The sequence below is a fragment of the Sphingomonas kyeonggiensis genome (assembly GCF_014196745.1).
GTDB lineage: Bacteria > Pseudomonadota > Alphaproteobacteria > Sphingomonadales > Sphingomonadaceae > Sphingomonas > Sphingomonas kyeonggiensis.
On sequence record NZ_JACIEH010000001.1, the window covers coordinates 821,602 to 841,118 of the forward strand.

Sequence of the window (19,517 nt, forward strand, 5' to 3'; positions counted from 1 at the left end):
GCTACCCTCCTTGAAAGGAGGGGAACGTTGAGGCCCTAGTGCCCAGCCGCAGCCGGGTCATTCTCCACCTTGCCGCCCGGCTTCTGCAGCAGCAGCACCAGCGGCACGCTGACCGCGGTCACGATCGCCATCAGCCAGAAGTCGTTGAGATAGGCGATCATCGCGGCCTGGCGGTTGACCTCGGCATCGACCATCCCGGTGATCATCGCACCCTGCGCGCCCAATTGCTGCAGGAACACGCCCATGCCGTTCATCGTCGTCGCGGTGACGTGCTCGCCCAGATATTGATGGCTGCGCTGGATGTTCTGGGCGAGGATCGCGCTCACCGCCGAGATGCCCACCGACGCGCCGATATTGCGGGTCAGGTTGAGCAGGCTCGACCCTTCGGTGCGGAAATGCGGGGGCAGGCCGGCAAAGGCGAGCCCGTTGAGTGGCATGAACACCAGGCCCAGGCCCAGGCCCTGGATGAAGCCCGAGACGATGAAGGGCGTGCTGCCCATCTCGATCGTCCAGCCCGACATCTCCCATAGCGATACCGCCGCGATCGTCAGGCCGATGCCCACCGACCAGCGCGGATCGAGCCAGCCGCGCTGGATCAGCTGCGCGCCCGCGAACATGGTGATCACCACGCCCACGCCGCGCGGCATCAGCATCAGCCCGGTGTCGAACACCGAATAGCCGTACAGGCTCTGCAGCATCGGCGGCAGCAGCGCCATCGTCGCCATCATCACCAGGCCGATCACCATCATGAAGAAGATGCCGGTCACCAGGTTGCGATGCTTCCACAGCTCGCGCTCGAACATCGGGTTCTTGCCGGTGAACAGGTGGACGAAGAACATCCACAGCGCGACGATCGATACCAGCATCTCGACCCAGATCTCGGTCGAGGAGAACCAGTCCTGGTCCTGGCCCCGGTCGAGCATCAGCTGGAGCGAGGCGATCCCGATCGCCAGCAGGCTGAAGCCGAACGCGTCGAACTGGCGCTTGCGGATCGGTCGCGAGGGGAGGAGCCACCACAGGATGGCGAAGCACACGACGCCGACCGGCAGGTTCACGTAGAACACCCAGCGCCAGTTGAAATTGTCGGTGAGATAACCGCCGATCAGCGGGCCCATGATCGGGCCGACCATGATGCCCATGCCCCAGATCGACATCGCCTTGGGCTGGTCCTCGGGCTTGTTGATGTCGAGCATCACCGTCTGGCTGAGCGGGTTGAGGAACGCCGCGGTAATGCCCTGCAGGATGCGGAAGGCTACCATTTCCTCCAGCGTCTGCGCCGCACCGCACAGGGCGGAGGCGATGACGAAGCCGACGGTGGAGATCAGGAACAGGTTGCGCGAGCCGATCCGGTCGGACAGCCAGCCGGTGATCGGGATCGCGATGGCCGAGGCGACGATATAGCTCGTCAGCACCCAGTTGATCGTGTCGCGCGTGGCGCCGAGCGACGCCTGCATGTGCGGGATGGCGACGTTGGCGATCGTCGTGTCGAGGATCTGCATGATCGTCGCCATCATGACGCCGAGGGTCAGCAGCCCCCTGTACTTTACCGGCAGTGCGGCACCGCCCGAAGCTTGCGGACGGGGAGGCGCAGAGGGAGGCGCCTCACCCGCCCTGGTGGCGCGGCCGGGGGCTGCCGTCGCCATGTTACTTGCAGGCGCCCTTGAAGATCACCTTCACGTCTGCCGAGATGCCGGCGATCAGGGCGCGCGGGCTCTTCTCGTCGATCGCGATGCGCACGGGAACGCGCTGGGTGACCTTCACCCAGTTGCCATTGGCGTTCTGGGCGGGAAGCACCGAGAATTCGGAGCCGGTGCCGGCACCCATCGATTCGACATGGCCCTTGAGGTCCAGGCCCGGATAGGCGTCGAAGCTGACCATCGCGCACTGGCCGACCCGCATCCTGTTGAGGTCCGTCTCCTTGAAGTTCGCGTCGACCCAGGCCGGCTTGTCCGAGACGATCGTCACGGCGGCGAGGCCGGTGATCATCTGCTGGCCCACCTGCAGGCTCTTGGTCTGGCTGACGATGCCGTTCACCGGTGCGACGACGGTGGTGCGCTGCAGGTCGAGCAGGGCCTTGTCGAGCTGGACGCGCGCGGCGGCGATCGCCGGGTTCTCGCCGGGCACCGCGGCACCGGTGGCGAGCTTGGCACGCGCTTCGCTTGCGCTCGCCTGCGCATTGAGCAGCTGCGCGCGCGCCTGCTCGAGCGCATGCTCCGCCGACTGGAAATTGGCGCGGGTGGTGAAGCCCTGCTTCATCAGCGCAGCCTGCCGCTCGTAATTCTCCTGGGCGTTCTGGATTGCGTCCTGCGCCGCCTGGATGTCCGCACCCTTGCCCTGCGCGCTCACCTGGTCGGTGTTGAGCTGCACCTGCGCCGCGGCGATTGCGGCCTGGGCCTGGGCGACGGCGATCTTGTAGGGCTCGGGATCGATGCGGAACAGCACGTCGCCCGCCTTGACCGCCTGGTTCTCCTTCACGCCGACATAGACGATGCGGCCCGCGACATCGGTCGAGACCGAGCTCTTGTCCTGCTGGACATAGGCATTGTCGGTGGAGACGCTGTTGCCGCCGGTGAAGTAGAAATAGCCCACGACCGCGAGCAGGATCGCCGGCACGCCGAACATCAGCAGCGGGCGCAGCAGGCTGCGCTTTGCCTTGGCCGGTGCCTCCGGAGCGGTGGTTTCCTCGGTCGGGATGGTGATCTTGGTCTCTTCGGACTTTTCGATCTTCGGATCTGCGTCAGCCATTTGCGGCCTCTTTGCCCTCTTGAACGTTGTTCAGATTGGCGCGGATCGCCTCCAGCGACCCGACCAGTTGTTCACGCTGCGCGGAGCTCAGCCCCTGAAGCGCGTCTTCGATCATCACCCCGGCCAGTTCCTGGAGGTCGTCGAGCACCGGGTCGGCCTTGTCGGTAAGGTGAATCCGCCAGGCGCGACGATCGGCGGGATCGCGGCGGCGCTCGACGAAGCCGGCTTCCTCCAGCCGGTCGATCATCCGGCACGCGGTGATCGGCTCTACTTCGAGCTGCTCGGCAAGCTGGCCCTGGTTCAGGCCCGGATGCCGGTGCAGCGTCTTGAGCATCCGCCACTGCGCCACGCTGGCGCCACTGCTGCGCGCCCGCTCGTCGAAACGGCGGCGCAACAGGCGAGCGGTATCGCTCAGAAGGAATCCAAGACTCTCGGTCATAGCGCGCACATAATAAGCACACTTATAGATTGCAATCTGCAACCATAGTGCATTGTGCGATGCAATAGTTGCAAGGCGTGCAACCCATCATATTCCGTCATCCCGGCGAAAGCCGGGATCTCATGCGGCTCCTGCCCCGCGCCTTCGCCTGAGATCCCGGCTTTCGCCGGGATGACGACCGGGGGTAGAATGGGAATAGCAACAGGGAGAGCGCTGACATGGCGGAGGAAATGACCGGCGGATGCCAATGCGGGCGGGTGCGCTATGTGGCGCAGGTGGCGGATGACGAGGCCTATCTCTGCCATTGCCGCATGTGCCAGCGTGCCACCGGCGGCGTCTCGATCGCGTTCAAGAACCTGAGCAGGGTCGATGTCCGCTGGGAAACGGAGCCCGATCGCTACGCCGCCTCGCCGATAGCGCTGCGGGGCTTCTGCCGGGAATGCGGCACGCCGCTCACGTACGAAGCGCATGGCCACCCCTATATGGACCTGACCGTCGGCAGCTTCGACGCGCCCGGCCGGTTCGTGCCCACCGAGCATTCGGGATGCGAAAGCTGGCACCGGGCGTGGCTTGACACGAGCCACCTGCCGGCATCACGGACCGACGAGAACCCGAGCCTCGTCAAACGCTGGATGGATAAAGTTGGCCGACTTCCCGATTGAAACGCACCGCTTCCAGAGCTTCGACGGCGTCGAGCTCGCCTGGCACGTGATGGGTGAGGGGCGCGACGCGGTGCTGATCCACGGCTATGCCTCCACCGCGGAGATCAACTGGATCCGCTACGGCCATGCCGCGAAGCTGGTCGAGAAGGGCTTCCGGGTGATCATGCCCGATCTGCGCGGCCACGGGATGAGCGCGGCGCCGCACGATGCCGCGAGCTATCCGCCGGACGTGACCGCGCGCGACGGTCTCGCGCTGGTCGCGCATCTCGGTCTCACCGATTACGATCTGGGCGGCTATTCGCTCGGCGCGCGCACCACGGTGCGGATGATCGTCGATGGCGGGGCCACGCCGCGCAAGGTGATGCTCGCCGGCATGGGGCTCTCCGGCCTCACCGCCGCCTCGCGCACCGGCACCTATTTCCGCCGGGTGCTCACCAATCTCGGCAGCTTCGAGCGCGGTTCGAGCGAATGGCTGACCGAGGCGTTCCTCAAGACCTCCAAGGCCGATCCGCTGGCGCTGCTGCCGGTGCTCGACACGTTCGTCGACACGCCGGAGGCGCATCTCGCCCGGCTGACCGAGGAAACCCTGGTCGTCGCCGGTGTCGAGGACGATCACAATGGCTCGGCGCACGAGCTGGCAGACATGCTGCCGCACGCCACCTTCGTCGAGATTCCCGGCAACCATATGAGCGCCGTCACCAAGCCCGAGCTGGGGCGTGCGATCGCGGATTTCTTCGCGGCTTGACCGGCTGGGGCGGCGCGCGCATCGTCCCGGCCATCCAGAAAATCAGAGGGGACTCCTTTACATGATCCGCACCGGCATCTCGATGCTCGCGCTTGCCTCGCTGCTTGCCGCCGCCCCGCTGGGCGCGCGCGGCCGCGACGGCGACACCACCCAGGCGGCACCGACCGCCGCCGAGGCCAAGGCGTTCGTCGCGGATGCCGAAGCGAAGTTGTTCGCCCAGGGCGTCGTCGCCGCGCGGACCGACTGGGTCTACAACACCTATATCAACCAGGATACCGAGGCGATGACCGCGCGTGAGGGCGCCAAGCTCACCACGCTGCAGGTCGATCTCGCGCTCCAGGCGGCGAAATACGCCAATGTCGCCGGGCTCGATTACGACACCGCCCGCAAGCTCGGCATGCTCCGCAACAAGATCGTGCTGCCCGCCCCGGTGCGTACCGGCGCGGCGGAGGAGTTGGCCGGTCTCTCGGCCAAGATCACCGGCATTTACGGCGCCGGCAAGGGCACGCTCGACGGCAAGCCGATCAACGGCTCGGACATCGAGGCGGCAATGGGCGAGAGCCGCGATCCGGCCAAGCTCAAGGAGATGTGGGTCAGCTGGAACGACAATGTCGGCGCGCCGATGCGTCCCGACTATGCCAAGCTGGTCAGCATCTCGAACCAGGGCGCCAAGGGCCTGGGCTATGCCGATGTCGGCGCGATGTGGCGCTCGGGCTACGACATGGATCCGGACGCCTTCGCGGCGATGACCGACAAGATCTGGAACGACCTCAAGCCGCTCTACATCGCGCTGCACACCTATGTGCGCCACAAGCTCAACGAGAAGTATGGCGACGCCGTACAGGCCAACAAGGGGCCGATCCGCGCCGATCTGCTCGGCAACATGTGGGCCCAGGAATGGGGCAACATCTACGACATCGTCGCGCCCGCCGGTGCCGGCAGCGTCGGCTATGACGTGGGCGATCTGCTCAAGGCCAAGAGCTACGACCATATCAAGATGGTGAAGGCCGGCGAGGGCTTCTACTCGTCGCTCGGCTTCAAGCAGCTGCCCGACAGCTTCTGGCAGCGCTCGCAGTTCCTGAAGCCGGCGGACCGCGAAGTCATCTGCCACGCCTCGGCCTGGGACATCGACAATGTCGACGATCTGCGCATCAAGATGTGCATCAAGGTCAATGCCGACGACTTCGTGACGATCCACCACGAGCTCGGCCACAACTATTACCAGCGCGCCTACAACAAGCAGTCGCCGCTGTACCTCGACGGCGCGAACGACGGTTTCCACGAGGCGATCGGCGACTTCATCGCGCTGTCGATCACGCCCGATTACCTCGTCCAGATCGGCCTGCTCGACAAGGGCCAGGTGCCCAGCGCCGACAAGGACATCGGCCTGCTGCTCCGCCAGGCGATGGACAAGGTTGCGTTCCTGCCCTTCGGTCTGCTCGTCGACAAGTGGCGCTGGGGCGTGTTCTCGGGCCAGATTCCGGAGAATGGCTACCAGGCCGGCTGGGACAAGCTGCGCCTCCAGTATCAGGGCATCGTGCCGCCGGTGGCGCGCGACGAGACCCGGTTCGATGCGGGCGCCAAGTTCCACATCCCGGCGACCACGCCTTACACCCGCTACTTCCTGGCGCGGGTGCTGCAGTTCCAGTTCTACAAGGCGGCGTGCGACCAGGCCGGCTGGAAGGGGCCGCTCCACCGCTGCTCCTTCTATGGCAACAAGGAAGTAGGCGCGAAGCTCGACAAGATGCTGGCGATGGGTTCGTCCAAGCCTTGGCCGGACGCGCTGCAGGAATTCACCGGCTCGCGTGAGATGTCGGGCAAGGCGATGGCGGAATATTTCGCCCCGCTGAAGAAGTGGCTCGACCAGCAGAACAAGGGCCAGACCCAGGGCTGGTAATCAATCGGGGGCGGGCCGCAGGGTCCGCCCTTTTCGTTCAGGGGATTCGAACATGCTCAGATATGCGCTCGCGCTGGCCGTGGTTGCACTGCCCCATGCGGCACTCGCCCAGTCCGCGCCGGTCGATGGTCCGGTGGCGGTGGAGATCGTCTCCGCCGGCCAGGTGAAGGTGCCCGCCAATCGCTTCCGCTTCTCGGTGAAGCTCACCGGCAAGGGCGCGGACGAGAAGGCGGCGGAGGCCGCTCTGGCCGCGAACCGCGCCAAGCTGGTCGCGGCGCTCGGTGCCCAGGGCATCCGCGAGGGCAAGCCGCTGGAAGGCGCCGCCTCCAATCCGCTCGCCAGCCTGGTCGGCGCCTTTACCGGGCGCGGCAAGCCCAGCTTCTCGCTCGACGATGTAGGGGAAAAGCCGCAATCGACCGCGACCGAGACGATCTTCTTCGATGCGCCCAGCCGCGCCGCGGCGACCGCCGCCAAGTCCGCGGCCGAGGCCAATGGCGGGAAGATGGAGGACGAGGTTATCGCGCTGCTGGACGACTATGTCGGCCCCACCCGTCAGGCCAAGGCGGACGCGATCGCCAAGGCGCGGGGCGAGGCGGCGGCCTATGCCAGCACGCTAGGCCTGCGCCGCACGTCGATCGTGCGGATCAGCGAGAAGCAGGACATGGTCGCCGGCTCGATGAGCTTCTTCCTCGAGCTGATCGGCATGTTCGCCAACAAGCCGGGCGCGGGCTCGGATACCGTGACGGTGAATGCCAATCTCTCGGTGGAATTCAAGCTCAGCAAATAGGCACACCGTCCCTGCGACCAATACCGTCATCCTGGCGAAAGCCGGGATCTAAGGCGAAGGCGCAGGGCAGGAGCCGCACGAGATCCCGGCTTTCGTCGGGATGATGGCCTAGTCCTGAGGCGGATCGCTGTCCGGGATCATGCCCTCATCGGCGATCTGGGCATCCCATTCGGCCGAGCTGTCGGTGCCATCGGCTTGGTGCGCATGCGGCGCTTCGGTTTCGGGCTGTTCCTCGGGATCGATCACGGGGGCTCTCCTTCAAGGTTGAACGCCGGACTCAGATAGGATGCCCGTCCGGTCCCGTCATCCCTGCCCAAAGGCGAGGGTGACGGGAGCGGGAGATCACCGGAACGGCGGCTCGTTGAACGCGCGCAGCTTGCGGGAATGGAGCTTGGCGCCTTCGCGGCGCAGCTCCTCGCAGGTCTCGATGCCGATCTTGAGGTGCTCGGCGATCGCCCGCTCGTAGAACAGGTTCGCCTGGCCCGGCAGCTTGAGCTCGCCGTGCAGCGGCTTGTCCGAGACGCAGAGCAGGGTGCCATAGGGCACGCGGAAGCGGTAGCCCTGGGCGGCCAGCGTCGCGCTCTCCATGTCGATGCCCACCGCGCGGCTCAGCGAGAAGCGCAGCGCCGATTGCGAGTAGCGCAGCTCCCAGTTGCGGTCGTCGGTGGTGACGATCGTGCCGGTGCGCAGCCGCTGCTTGAGCTCGTCGCCCGACTGGCCGGAGATCGTGCCGGCGGCGCGGGCCAGCGCAAGCTGGACTTCCGCGATGGCGGGGATCGGGATCTCGGGCGGCAGCACGTCGTCCATGATATGGTCGTCGCGCAGGTACGCGTGGGCGAGGACATAGTCGCCGATCCGCTGGCTCGGGCGCAGGCCGCCGCAATGCCCGATCATCAGCCACGCCTCGGGGCGGAGCACCGCGAGGTGATCGGTGATCGTCTTGGCGTTGGACGGGCCGACGCCGATGTTCACCAGCGTGATGCCCGAGCCGTCCTTGGCCATCAGGTGATAGGCGGGCATCTGGTGACGGCGCCACGCCGAGGTGTCGTGGAGCAGCCGGTCGGTATCGTCCCCGGCCTCGACCAGGATACCGCCCGCGCCGGAAACGCCAGTGAAGCGCGAGCCTTCACCCAGCTGGTCGACCGCCCAGCGGACGAACTCGTCGACATAGCGGTGATAGTTGGTGAACAGGATGTACTGCTGAAAATGCTCGACCGGGGTGCCGGTATAGTGGCGCAGGCGGGCCAGCGAGAAATCGGTGCGCAGTCCGTCGAACAATGCCAGCGGGCGGGTCTCGTCGCTCGAAATCCACAGGCCGTCGGCGATCTCGTCGCCGATATGCGCCAGCTCGGTCGCCGGGAAGTGGCGGCCCAGCTCGGTGACCGAGATCTGGTCCATCGCCGCGATGTGGCTCGGATCGAGCACGTACGGGAAGGGGATCTCCTGCCGCCCGGTGACGGCATGGACCTCGACGTCATAGTCCTCGATCAGGAAGGTCAGCTGCTCGATCAGGTAGCGGCTGAACATCGCCGGGCGGGTGACCGAGATGCGATACTCGCCTTCCTCGACCAGCCGGCCGAACGAGCGGCGCGGGGTGGGGCGGTTGCGATCCTTGCCGCCGCGATAGGTGACGCGCAGCTCGGGATAGGCGAAGCTGCCGTCGCTCCGGTCTTCCGGGCTCGGCGGCGTACCTTCGTTGATATAGCGGTTCAGGGCGGCTTTGAGGCGATCGACCGAGGCGTTGTAGAGGCGCTCGAGATCGGCGACGATGTCGGATGCTTGAGTCATCTTGCAGGGCTAGTGCCCAAAGATGACGCTGGCAAGACTGGCCAAATCAATTCCTCCCCCAGCTCGCTGGAGGAGGGGGACCGCCGAAGGCGGTGGAGGGGCGGCGGACGGAGTCCGCCGGCTTTACCGGCGGCCCCTCCACCATCGCTTCGCGATGGTCCCCCTCCCCGAGACAAGCTCGGGGAGGAACTAGCTTACTTCTTCGCCTTCGGCGCCGGTTCCTTGTCACCGCCCAGCTGGGTGGCGGCATAGGCGGCACCGCCCACGGCGGCGGCGACGCCTGCGGCGATTCCCGCTGCAGCGATCGGATGTTCCTTCACCGCGGTGACGGTGGCGTCGACCGCATCGCCGATCGCTTCCTGCGCCTGGGCGAGGAAGCTCTTGGCGGTCTCGGTCGCCTCTTCCAGGGTCGTGGGGGTGCTGGTGGCGCTGTCGGCGGTCGTGGTTTCGGTATCGGCCATGACGGTCCCTTTCTGAAGTGCTCGCCGAATCAACTCCGGCGAGCCTCCAGCGGTTCCGTTACGCCTTCGACGTTACAGCTGGCCGAGCAGATAATCGGCCGAGCTGACTTCGAACTGGCCCGGCGCCTCGACGTTGAGCTGCTCGACCACGCCGTCATTGACCAGCATCGAGAAGCGCTGGCCGCGCGTGCCCATGCCGAACTTCGATCCGTCCATGGTCAGGCCCAGCGCCTTGGGGAAGTCGCCATTGCCGTCGGCGAGCATCGTCACCTTGCCGGCGACGCCGCTCTGCTGACCCCAGGCGCCCATCACGAACGCGTCGTTGACCGCGGTGCAGGCGATCTCGTCCACGCCCTTCGCCTTGATCTCGTCGGCCTTCTCGACAAAGCCCGGCAGGTGCTTGGCCGAGCAGGTGGGGGTGAAGGCACCCGGCACCGAGAAGAGCGCGACCTTGCGGCCGGCGAAATAGTCGTCCGAGGCGATCTGCTCGGGGCCGCCCTCGGTCACCTTGACGAAATTGACGCTGGGGATGCGGTCGCCAACCTGGATGGTCATTCTTCTCTCCTGGAAATCGAGTCTGGAAATTCAGTGGAGCCGTTCAATCGGCGCGCCGGGGAGGATTTTCAAGCGTGGCGGAGCCGAAACGGTCCGGCTACGTTGATCGGCCATGGACTCGACGCGCTTCCTAACCGGCCAGTTCCTCCTCGCAATGCCGGGCATCGGCGATCCGCGCTTCGAACGCGCCGTGATCGCGATGTGCGCGCACGATGTGGAGGGGGCGCTCGGCATCGGCATCGGCGACACGATCGACGGGCTGACGCTGCACGACCTGCTCAAGCAGTTCGAGATCGAGCCCGGCCTCGCGCCGGACACGCCGGTGCATTTCGGCGGACCCGTCGAGCCGCGCCGAGGCTTCGTGCTTCACTCGCCCGATTGGGGTGGGCAGGATACGATCGACGTGGGCGGGCGCTGGGCGCTGTCCGGCACGATCGACGTGCTGCGCGCGATCGCGGAAGGGACGGGGCCGTCCAAATGGATCGTGGCGCTCGGTTATGCCGGCTGGAGCGAAGGCCAGCTCGACAATGAGTTGGCCCGCCACGGATGGTTCAACACCGACGGCACGCCCGACCTGATCTACGACATCGATGCCGAGGATCGCTGGGCGGTCGCCTTTGCCGGCGCGGGCATCGATCCGCGGCTGCTGGCGAACAGCACGGGCAGGGCATGATGCGGCTGCTGTTGCTGGCGGGTGCGGCGCTGCTTGTCGGCGGGGCTGCGGTGCCCGAAGGCAGGCAGATCGCCTCGGTCGACCTCGCCAGGCCGTTCGGCACGTCCTCGCCCTGGCGCCTCACCGCGACCCAGGGACCGGAAGGCGAGGGTGTGGCGGGCAACCAGGAACCCGGCAAGATCACCCTGTGCCTCAGCAGGGATGCGGGGCGCAGCTGCGACCCGGGCCTGGCAGGCCTGCTGCTCGCCGGCGAGCCCGATTACTTCTCGGATCCCCATTATCTCGAGGCGCCCGAGATCGTGTATCCCGCGCCCGGGAAGGCGCTGCTCCTCCTGCGCGTGGCGAGCGTGCATAGCGGCAATGGCAACCAGCGTGTCGCCACCCGGCTGCTCGCCTATGACCGGGCAGGGGATCGCTTCGTCACCGCCTATGCCCAGCGGACCGGCCGCAACAACAACGAAGAGGTCCGCTATGTCGCGCAGGGGCCGCTCAAGGGTGCGGTGATCTTCGCCGAGCCGACCGTCGACGCGCCGTTCGGCTATTGGATCAGCGTCAGCCGGCCCGATGCCGCCCTGCGCTATAGGCAGGCGCTGCGCTTCCGCAGCGCGACCATCTATGGCGACGGAAACCCGCTGGCGGTAATCGATTCCGAGATGCCGAACCTCCAGCAGCGCCTGGGACTGTGGCAGCCGGGCAAACCCCTGCCGCTGCCCGCCGGGCGCGCCTGCGCCAGGCCGCATCTGGTCAAGTCGGTCCTGTGGTGCGGCTGAGCCTATAGCCGCCTAGTGGGTCTCGTTCGGGTCGGGCTCGTCGTCGCCGCGGACATAGACTTTGCCTTCCTGCATCTTGATGCGGATCAGCGTGTCGTTGTGCGGCGAGGTGCAGAAGCTGGAGACGCCGTTGATCTCGGCCTTCTCCTCGCTATCGCGCTTCCGCAGCACGAAGCGCACCGGCATGCTGCAGGTGCTGAGCCCGCCGGCCTTGAAGCGCAGGGTCGCCTTGCTGGGCAGCAGCGGCTCGCGGAACTCGTTGTTGCTCCAGCGCGCCTTCTTGCCCGGCTTGGCATTGTCGACATAGAAGCCGACCACGTCATAGGTCGCGGTCTCGTTGACGATCAGCACGCAGCCGAGCTTCCAGCAATTCACCTTGATGTGTTCGGGCGCATTCATCCGTGCCCAGATCATCGATCGGGCATCCTGGTCCGCCACGCCGTGCTGCGGGACCGAGCCGGCAAATTCCATCTGGGCATGGGCGGGGGCCACCAAGGCGAGCGACAGAAGCAGCGACGGCGCAAGGAACCGGTACATGGCAAGGCTCGCACGGTTGGAGTGACGCGCGCGCACTCTGCCGCGTTCCGGTGATTCGGTCACGGCCGAAATGCACCGAAGGCGCTGTGCTAACGTTGTGCAGGGCGCTCGCGACCGCTCCGGTCGATCCGCGCCCAGCGGCCGCCCTCATACCAGCCATGCTCGCCGTCGCTGGCCGGGGTGCAGCCGGTGCAGACCTCCGCCGCGCCCCTGGCGAACGGCAGCGCCCCGTCATAGCGGCGGGGGATGACGAGGCGCAGCGAACGGTCGATGAAGCCGATCTTGCCGCCCAGCCGGGAGCGGGCGCGGTCCTGGACGAACGGGTCGGCGCCATTGTCCATCGTCATCACCGGCGCGGTGCGGCCGTCGCGGCGGACATAGTGGAAGCTCTCCCCGACATGGATCGCGGCGAGGCCGGCGCGGTCGAAATCGAGCTGGCGCAGATGCGCGGGGGCAAGGCGGATCGTGCCGTCGGGGTTGCGCGCCGCGCAGTCCTGGAACGTGTCGAGCTCGCCGCCGCGCGGGGCGTAGAAGCAGGCGAGGGGATAGTCCCCGGGCGCCGGCGCCGCGGCTGTGGCCAGCGCGAACAAGGGGAGGAGCAGCCGGCGCATGCCCCTGGCTATCATGCCGCCTCGCCCCGCGCAAAAGCCGCTCCGCCGCATCATATAAAGATATCTTTATATTCGGATTGCGCCGGCGCGGCGGAGCCTGTAGGGCGCGCCAATCGCGGCCGGACGATTCCCGGCGCGCAACTGATTCACATCTGGAGACAGCTCGTGGCTACCGTGCTCGACAAGGACTATGTCATCAAGGACCTCTCGCTTGCCGCCTTTGGCCGCAAGGAGATCGAGATCGCCGAGACTGAAATGCCGGGCCTGATGGCGCTGCGCCAGGAGTTCGGCGTATCGAAGCCGCTCAAGGGCGCGCGCATCACCGGCTCGCTGCACATGACGATCCAGACCGCCGTGCTGATCGAGACCCTCAAGGACCTCGGCGCCGAGCTGCGCTGGGCGACCTGCAACATCTACTCGACCCAGGACCACGCCGCGGCCGCCATTGCCGAGGCCGGCATCCCCGTCTTCGCCGTCAAGGGCGAGACGCTGGAAGAGTATTGGGACTATGTCATCCGCATCTTCGACTGGGGCCAGGACCAGACCTGCAACCTGATCCTCGACGACGGTGGCGACGCCACCATGTTCGCGCTGTGGGGCGCGCGCGTCGAGGCGGGTGAAGAGCTGTTCACCCCGTCGAACGAAGAGGAAGAGATCTTCGTCGCCACGCTGAAGCGCTTCCTCGCGGAGCGTCCGGGCTACCTCACCAAGACCGTCGCCACGATCAAGGGCGTCTCGGAAGAGACCACCACCGGCGTGCACCGCCTGTACGAGCTGTCGAAGAAGGGCAAGCTGCCGTTCCCGGCGATCAACGTCAACGACAGCGTCACCAAGTCGAAGTTCGACAACCTCTATGGCTGCAAGGAATCGCTGGTTGACGCGATCCGTCGCGCCACCGACGTGATGCTCGCCGGCAAGGTCGCCTGCGTCGCCGGCTTTGGTGACGTCGGCAAGGGTTCGGCCGCCTCGCTCCGCAACGGCGGCGCCCGCGTGCTGGTCACCGAAATCGATCCGATCTGCGCGCTGCAGGCGGCGATGGAAGGCTATGAAGTCGTGACGATGGAAGAGGCCGCTACCCGCGCCGACATCTTCGTCACCGCCACCGGCAACGAAGCCGTGCTCACCGTCGATCACATGCGCGCGATGAAGAACATGGCGATCGTCTCGAACATCGGTCACTTCGACAGCGAGATCGAGATCGCCGGCCTGGCGAACTTCAAGTGGACCGAGATCAAGCCGCAGGTCGACGAAGTCGAGTTCCCGGATGGCAAGAAGATCATCGTGCTGTCGAAGGGCCGCCTGGTGAACCTCGGCAACGCGACCGGCCACCCGTCGTTCGTGATGTCGTCGTCCTTCACCAACCAGGTGCTGGCGCAGCTCGAGCTGTGGACCGGCGCGGACAAGTACAAGAACGAAGTGTATGTCCTGCCGAAGCACCTCGACGAGAAGGTGGCCGCGCTCCACCTCGACAAGCTGGGCGTGAAGCTGACCAAGCTCTCGCAGAAGCAGGCCGATTACATCGGCGTGTCGGTCGAGGGCCCGTTCAAGCCGGATCACTATCGCTACTAAGCGATTGGGAAACCAATGAGAAAGGGCCGCGCTTCCACCGGGAGGCGCGGCCCTTTTCCTTGTCCGTCATCGCCGGCCGGCGTGTTCCGTTATCCTCGGCCCCCTTCGTCATCCCGGCGAAAGCCGGGATCTCAGGCGAAGGCGCGATACGGCATGAGATCCCGGCTTTCGCCGGGATGACGTCAATTTTCGCCCAGCGCGTCCTTGAGCGGCCCGAGCCACGGCGCGTAGTTCCGCCACAGATCGACCGCGTCGCGATTGATCGGGCGGCGGACCTGCTCCGAGCTGGCGGTGCGCACCGGCCGGTTGTTCTCGTGCGGCCGCAGGCAGCGTTCGTCGAAGGGCAGGCCCAGGAAATCGAGCATCCGGCGGATCTCGCCTTCGGAATCGTCGAGCAGGTCCTCGTGCTGCACCCGGTGGATCACTCCGGGCATCGCGCCGTCGAAATGTGCCATCAGCCGCACATAGTCGCGATAATAGCTGCCCAGGTCCTCCAGCGAATAGGCGAAGGTCTGGCCGCGGGCGAAGTGCTGCTTGAAGTTGGAGAAGCAGCAGGCCATCGCCGCGCGCCGCGCATCGATGATCCTGGCACCCGGCAGGATCAGGCGGATGAAGCCCGCGTACAGCCAGTTGTTGGGCAGCTTGTCGATGAAGAAGGGCGCGTCGCTCTTGCGGTGCCGCGCGGCGCTTTCGAGGTAGCGCTCGCCGAGCCGCCGGGCGGTGTCCGCGTCGAGCGAGGCGAGAATCTCCGGATGCGCCGCGCCCAGGTCGCGCCAGCGCGCCGCGACCAGCCCCTGGACCAGCTGGGGGATGTCGGGCAGTTCGGACGTGCCTTCCACCTGCGGATGGCTGGCGAGGATCTGCTCGAGCAGGGTCGAGCCGGCGCGCGGCATGCCCAGGATGAAGATCGGGTCGGGGGCAGGGGCGCCCCAGCCGGCGCGCTTCTCGAAGAAGTCGGGCGTGTAGAAGGCCGCCGCGCGATCCACCTCGGCGGAGACCAGCTTCGCGTCATGCGGCTCGATCCCTCGGCGCAGGCGGTTGCCGTCGGCGTAATGCGCGAACGAGGCCGCCCAGTCCTTCCGCTCCTCGAACGCCTTGCCGAGCGCGAAGTGCAGGAACAGCCGGCGCTGGTCGCCCGCTGCCGAAGCCAGCGCCGCTTCCATCACCTGCACATCGGCATCGGTGATCCGGCCGGCCTTCAGCTCGGACAGCGACCACCAGGCCTCGGCGAGATCGGGGGCGAGCTCGGTGGCGCGGCGATAGGCCGCGACGCTTTCGTCCTGCCGGCCCATCGTCTTGAGCAGATTGCCATACCATAGCCGGACCTCGGCATTGTCGCCGATCTGCGCGAGCAGCGCCTCGTAGGTCGCCGCCGCGGCATCATATTCGCCGGTCTGGGCGAGGATGTTGGCCTTGGTCCCGGCGGCGCGGACATTGCCCGGCTCGCGCGCGACCGCCGCGTCGAGCAGCGCGAGGCTCTCGTCCGTCCGGCGCTGGTTGAACAGCACGAGCGCGAGATTGACCCAGGCCTCGACATAGTCGGGAGCGAGGGCGATCGCGCGCCGCAGCTGTGCCTCGGCTTCCCCATGGATGCCCAGGGTCCCGGCGATCTCGGCGAGCATGACCAGCGCGACCACGGTGTCCGGCGCGACGCGCAGCACCCCGCGCACCAGCCCCTCGGCGGCGGCGAGGTTGCCCTGCGCCAGCGCGGCGCCGGCAGCGGCGAGCTCGCGGGTGCGCAGCGAAGCGTCGATCGCGGCACGGTCGGCCGCCGCCGCTTCCGCGTCCCGGCCCAGCTTGCGCAGCGCCCGCCCGAGCAGCGCCAGCGCGTCGGGCTGGCCCGGATAGGTCGCGAGCAGCGCCCGCGCCTGGTCTGCGGCCTGGGCGGGGGACGTGTCGAGCAGGCGGAGGGCGCTTGCCAGCGCGGCGCTCGTCATGCCGCGTTCCGGGAGGGGAGTTTCATGCGGTTCTAGGTGCCAGCAATTGGGGGGCGCAGCCATAGAAAAGGGGGCCGGAATCACCCGGCCCCCGATCCTTTTCAACGCCTTGTTCCGATCAGAACTTGGCGACGAAGCCTGCATAGAAGAAGCGACCGACATTGTCGTAGATCGCGCTGCCGAAGCCGGCGCCGGTGGTGCCGAGCGGCGGCTTGGTGTCGAACAGATTGTCGACGCCGAAATACAGGTTGTACTGCTTGCTCACGTCGAACTGGACGCGGGCGTTGTGGAGGAACGTCGTCGGATAGTAGGGGATGTCATAGTCATCCGGATTGGTCGGCGCACGACCCTGGACGGTGTGATGGTTCTCCCATGCGCCGACGCTCATCTTGCCGATGTAGCGCAGCTTGTAGTTGAACGTGACCATGCCGGTGGTGAAGTCGGCATTCCAGCTGGCTTCATCCATCGGATAGCCCAGCTCACCCAGCTGCTGGTCGCGACGGCCCGGATCGGCCGGGTCGAGATACGTGTCGTTGCGGAAGTTGTGGGTGTAGATCACGCGCGTCGACAGGTTGCCGAGGTTGCCGATGCTGTGCTGGTACGCCAGCTCGACGTCGATGCCGCGGACCTTGAGCTTCGCGAAGTTCAGCGGCTGCGAACGCATGCTGTTGGTCAGCAGATCGCCCGTCTTCTCACCGTTCGGACCCGGCGTAGCGCCGGTGTAGCGGCTGAAGAGCGCGCAATACTGGTTGTTGAGGCTCGCCGCATCGTAGCAGGTGTTCAGGATCGTCTGCGGATCGAGCGTCGCGATCGAGTTGTTGACCGTGATGTCGAACCAGTCGACCGTCAGCGAAAGCCCCGGGATCCAGTGCGGCTGCGCGACGAAGCCCAGCGTGTAGGAGTCGGAGGTTTCGGCCTTGAGCGCGTTGTTACCGCCCGACAGATAGCCGAAATTGCTGAGGTTCGGAGCGACATATCCGGTCGGAACGCCGGCGGCCTGGCAATTGGCCGCACGCGTGGGCGAGCCCTGGTTGATGCTGGCGAGCTCGCACGGATCGTCGATGAACGCGAAGTTCGCGCCATAGGGCGAGTAGAGATCGACCAGCGTCGGGGCACGGACCGCGCGCGAGTAGTTCGCACGGAAGCGCAGGTCCTTGACCGGGGCCCATTCGATGTTGCCGTTATACGACCACACGTTGCCGGTGCTGCCCTTGTAGTCGGCGAAGCGCGCGGCGCCGCTGACCGTCAGTTCCTTGAAGAACGGAACGTCCTTGAGGATCGGCACGCGGAGTTCGCCGAACAGTTCCTTCACTTCGAACGACGGGGCGACGAAGTTGGGGATCGCGTTGTAGAAGGTCAGGCCCGCCTTGGTGAAATCGTCCTCGGCGTACTGCGTGGTCTCGCGGCGATATTCCGCACCGACCGCAATGCCCACCGGGCCGCCGGGCAGGTTGAGGAACTTGCCGGTGTCGCCGCTGAGGAAGGCGTTCGCCACGAACTGGGTGATCTTGCCGTGGGCGATCGAGTCCTGGAGCAGATACTGCTTGGCAGCATCGCTGACATTGCCGGCGCCGAAGAGGTTCACCGGCTTGCAGTTGGCCACGTCGTTGGCGAGCTGCGCCGCCGCGAACGCCGGATTCACTGCGTCTTCAAAGGCGACGCGGCGGGTCGGGTCGATCGAGGCGCGGCAGACGATGTTGCCATTGGCAACGCCGTTCTGGAACTTGCCCTGGTCGACGGCGTCGATCGCGAGCAGGAAGCGCTGCATATTGACGTTGCCAAGGATCTTGTTGGTTTCCTTGAACTCGCCGTAGTTTGCCGAGACTTCGTAGTTCCAGCTGTTGCCCAGGTCACCGCGGACACCGCCGACGATGCGATAGGTCTCGCGCTTGAGCGATTCCTGGCGAACGGTGAGGCTGGTGGCGTTCTCGTTGAAGGTGAACGCCTGATGGGCGTCCGGCGCGACGCCGTAATAGTCGGTCAGGAAGTTCCGGGCCTGGGCGCTCAGATAGGGGTTGTCGGTGTAGAAGCGCTCGCGCGGCGAGCTGCTACCGTTGAAGAAGAACGGACCGCTCGCACTGCCCAGCACTTCGGTGCGAACATACTTGGCCTCGACGAACGGCACGAATGCCGGCGAGATCTCGAAGTGCGCGACCAGGTTCGCGCTGTAGCGATCCTGGCGCGGGATCAGGCCGAGCTGCTTGCCGTCGCGGAAATTGTCGCCATTGCCGCCGATATAGCTGGCGAACTGGTTGACCAGCGGATTGCCGACCTTCGTGCCGGTCTGCGGCACCAGCGTGCCGTCCGGACGGAACAGATAGGTGTTGACGAAGCCCGAGCAGGTGGGGTCGAGAACCGGATCGCCGCAAGTGGCGAAGGTGCCGCCGTTCGAATAGGAGCCGCTGCGGATGTCGTGCATGAACACGCTGTCCGGCTTCCCGTCGCTGTTGCCGGTTGCATCGACGTTGACGCGCACGAAGCCGTTGGTCGTGCGATAGTCCTTGCGGTCCGAAGCGTAGAAATCGCCCTGATGGGCATATTCCAGGTTCAGCGCGATGTTGCCGCGGCCGTCCGCGAAGTTCTTGCCGGCCAGGGCGCTCAGGAAATAGGAGCCCGCGTCGCCATGCTGGCTGACGCCGCTCTGGCCGCGCATCTGGATGCCGTCATAATGGTCCTTGAGGACGAAGTTGACGACGCCCGCGATCGCGTCCGAACCGTACACGGCCGAGTTGCCGCCGGTCACCACGTCGACGCGCTCGATCATGTCGGCGGGGATGGTGTTGACGTCGGGCGAGACCGCGTTGCTCAGGATGTCGCCGGCAACGTGGCGGCGGCCGTTGACCAGCACCAGGGTGCGCTGCGTGCCCAGGCCGCGCAGGTCGAGCAGGCTGAGGCCCGCGGTGCCGAGGAAGCGGGTCGAGTTCGACTGGCTGAAGGTGCTCGTGAGCGCCGGCAACTGGTTCAGGACGTCGCCCACCGAAGTGGTGCCGGTCTGGAAGAACTCATCGCCGCCGATCGAAGTCACCGGAACCGGCGAGTCAAGGTTGGGACGGCGGATGCGCGAACCGGTGACGACGATCGTCTCGCCCGTGCTCGCTGCTTCCTGATCCGTGCTCTGGGTCGAGGGGGCAGGCGGCGTCGTGTCCTGTGCGGCCGCAGGAACTGCGAGCAGCGCAAGTCCCACAAAAGCCGCCGAACGCAACGCAGTGCCGTTCAGCAGAGATAGTTTGACCATGTGGATCCCCTTTTTTGTTCGAGCCTGATTTCTAGAACCGCAGACTCTCGCCACTCAAGTGTTGATTGATATAAAATGTCGCATTGCGGCAACACTCTGTGTGAAA

Annotated in this window: 18 protein-coding genes; 7 read left to right on the top strand and 11 right to left on the bottom strand. The window is 66.2% G+C overall.

The features are described 5' to 3' along the window. Nucleotides 1-35 precede the first annotated feature (35 nt). Genes GGR46_RS04095 through GGR46_RS04105 form a run of 3 tightly spaced genes read right to left on the bottom strand, consistent with a single transcriptional unit; the run spans nt 36 to nt 3,184 of the window. Complete coding sequence (locus GGR46_RS04095) at nt 36-1,643, bottom strand: DHA2 family efflux MFS transporter permease subunit (RefSeq protein WP_183994781.1); 1,608 nt, start codon at nt 1,641-1,643, stop codon at nt 36-38. A gap of 1 nt (nt 1,644) precedes the next feature. Beyond that, nucleotides 1,645-2,745 (bottom strand): HlyD family secretion protein, encoded by a 1,101-nt coding sequence (locus GGR46_RS04100; RefSeq protein WP_183994783.1) that lies wholly within the window; start codon nt 2,743-2,745, stop codon nt 1,645-1,647. Continuing rightward, on the bottom strand, nt 2,738-3,184 hold the full coding sequence (locus GGR46_RS04105; RefSeq protein ID WP_183994785.1) for a MarR family winged helix-turn-helix transcriptional regulator: 447 nt from the start codon (nt 3,182-3,184) through the stop codon (nt 2,738-2,740). Before GGR46_RS04105 ends, GGR46_RS04100 begins: the two co-directional genes overlap by 8 nt. A 218-nt stretch (nt 3,185-3,402) precedes the next feature. Here GGR46_RS04105 and GGR46_RS04110 point away from each other — a divergent pair, with 218 nt between their 5' ends. The 4 genes from GGR46_RS04110 (at nt 3,403) to GGR46_RS04125 (ending at nt 7,275) form a co-directional block, all read left to right on the top strand. Then, entirely contained in the window at nt 3,403-3,846 is a 444-nt protein-coding gene (locus GGR46_RS04110; RefSeq protein WP_183994787.1) for a GFA family protein, read from the top strand. Further along, nucleotides 3,827-4,591 (top strand): alpha/beta fold hydrolase, encoded by a 765-nt coding sequence (locus tag GGR46_RS04115; protein WP_183994789.1) that lies wholly within the window; start codon nt 3,827-3,829, stop codon nt 4,589-4,591. Before GGR46_RS04110 ends, GGR46_RS04115 begins: the two co-directional genes overlap by 20 nt. 61 nt (nt 4,592-4,652) lie before the next feature. Then, entirely contained in the window at nt 4,653-6,488 is a 1,836-nt protein-coding gene (locus GGR46_RS04120; RefSeq protein WP_183994791.1) for a M2 family metallopeptidase, read from the top strand. Nucleotides 6,489-6,540: 52 nt separating this feature from the next. Beyond that, a complete protein-coding gene (locus GGR46_RS04125) occupies nt 6,541-7,275 on the top strand; it encodes an SIMPL domain-containing protein (RefSeq protein ID WP_183994793.1) in 735 nt (244 codons plus the stop codon). 108 nt (nt 7,276-7,383) lie between these two features. On the opposite strand, the gene GGR46_RS04130 is transcribed toward GGR46_RS04125, so the two are convergent. The 4 genes from GGR46_RS04130 to GGR46_RS04145 all read right to left on the bottom strand — a co-directional run bounded on the left by GGR46_RS04130 (nt 7,384) and on the right by GGR46_RS04145 (nt 10,079). Then, complete coding sequence (locus GGR46_RS04130) at nt 7,384-7,521, bottom strand: hypothetical protein (protein ID WP_183994795.1); 138 nt, start codon at nt 7,519-7,521, stop codon at nt 7,384-7,386. Nucleotides 7,522-7,617: 96 nt separating this feature from the next. Then, entirely contained in the window at nt 7,618-9,063 is a 1,446-nt protein-coding gene (locus GGR46_RS04135; protein ID WP_183994797.1) for an AMP nucleosidase, read from the bottom strand. Nucleotides 9,064-9,257: 194 nt separating this feature from the next. Continuing rightward, nucleotides 9,258-9,524 (bottom strand): hypothetical protein, encoded by a 267-nt coding sequence (locus GGR46_RS04140; protein WP_183994799.1) that lies wholly within the window; start codon nt 9,522-9,524, stop codon nt 9,258-9,260. Nucleotides 9,525-9,596: 72 nt separating this feature from the next. Next, entirely contained in the window at nt 9,597-10,079 is a 483-nt protein-coding gene (locus GGR46_RS04145; RefSeq protein WP_183994801.1) for a peroxiredoxin, read from the bottom strand. Between the two features lie 112 nt (nt 10,080-10,191). Here GGR46_RS04145 and GGR46_RS04150 point away from each other — a divergent pair, with 112 nt between their 5' ends. Both GGR46_RS04150 and GGR46_RS04155 read left to right on the top strand, forming a co-directional pair. Beyond that, nucleotides 10,192-10,752 carry a YqgE/AlgH family protein gene (locus GGR46_RS04150; RefSeq protein WP_183994803.1) on the top strand — a complete coding sequence of 187 codons (561 nt, stop codon included), beginning with the start codon at nt 10,192-10,194 and terminating at the stop codon, nt 10,750-10,752. After that, nucleotides 10,752-11,522: a hypothetical protein gene (locus tag GGR46_RS04155; RefSeq protein ID WP_221262545.1), complete on the top strand. Its 771-nt coding sequence runs from the start codon at nt 10,752-10,754 to the stop codon at nt 11,520-11,522. The genes GGR46_RS04150 and GGR46_RS04155 overlap by 1 nt, the downstream gene beginning before the upstream one ends. A 12-nt stretch (nt 11,523-11,534) precedes the next feature. On the opposite strand, the gene GGR46_RS04160 is transcribed toward GGR46_RS04155, so the two are convergent. Next, a complete protein-coding gene (locus GGR46_RS04160; RefSeq protein ID WP_183994808.1) occupies nt 11,535-12,095 on the bottom strand; it encodes a hypothetical protein in 561 nt (186 codons plus the stop codon). Nucleotides 12,096-12,148: 53 nt separating this feature from the next. After that, entirely contained in the window at nt 12,149-12,670 is a 522-nt protein-coding gene (locus GGR46_RS04165; RefSeq protein ID WP_183994810.1) for a WG repeat-containing protein, read from the bottom strand. Nucleotides 12,671-12,835: 165 nt separating this feature from the next. Here GGR46_RS04165 and ahcY point away from each other — a divergent pair, with 165 nt between their 5' ends. Then, nucleotides 12,836-14,239, top strand: coding sequence for an adenosylhomocysteinase (gene ahcY, locus GGR46_RS04170; RefSeq protein WP_183994811.1), 1,404 nt, complete (start codon nt 12,836-12,838; stop codon nt 14,237-14,239). A 182-nt stretch (nt 14,240-14,421) separates the two neighbouring features. Here the strand turns inward: ahcY and GGR46_RS04175 are convergent, their stop codons facing one another. Together GGR46_RS04175 and GGR46_RS04180 are read right to left on the bottom strand one after the other, a co-directional pair. After that, complete coding sequence (locus GGR46_RS04175; protein ID WP_183994813.1) at nt 14,422-16,176, bottom strand: tetratricopeptide repeat-containing sulfotransferase family protein; 1,755 nt, start codon at nt 16,174-16,176, stop codon at nt 14,422-14,424. Between the two features lie 118 nt (nt 16,177-16,294). Continuing rightward, nucleotides 16,295-19,411, bottom strand: a complete 3,117-nt coding sequence (locus GGR46_RS04180; protein ID WP_183994815.1) for a TonB-dependent receptor domain-containing protein — start codon at nt 19,409-19,411, stop codon at nt 16,295-16,297. Between the last annotated feature and the right edge of the window lie 106 nt (nt 19,412-19,517).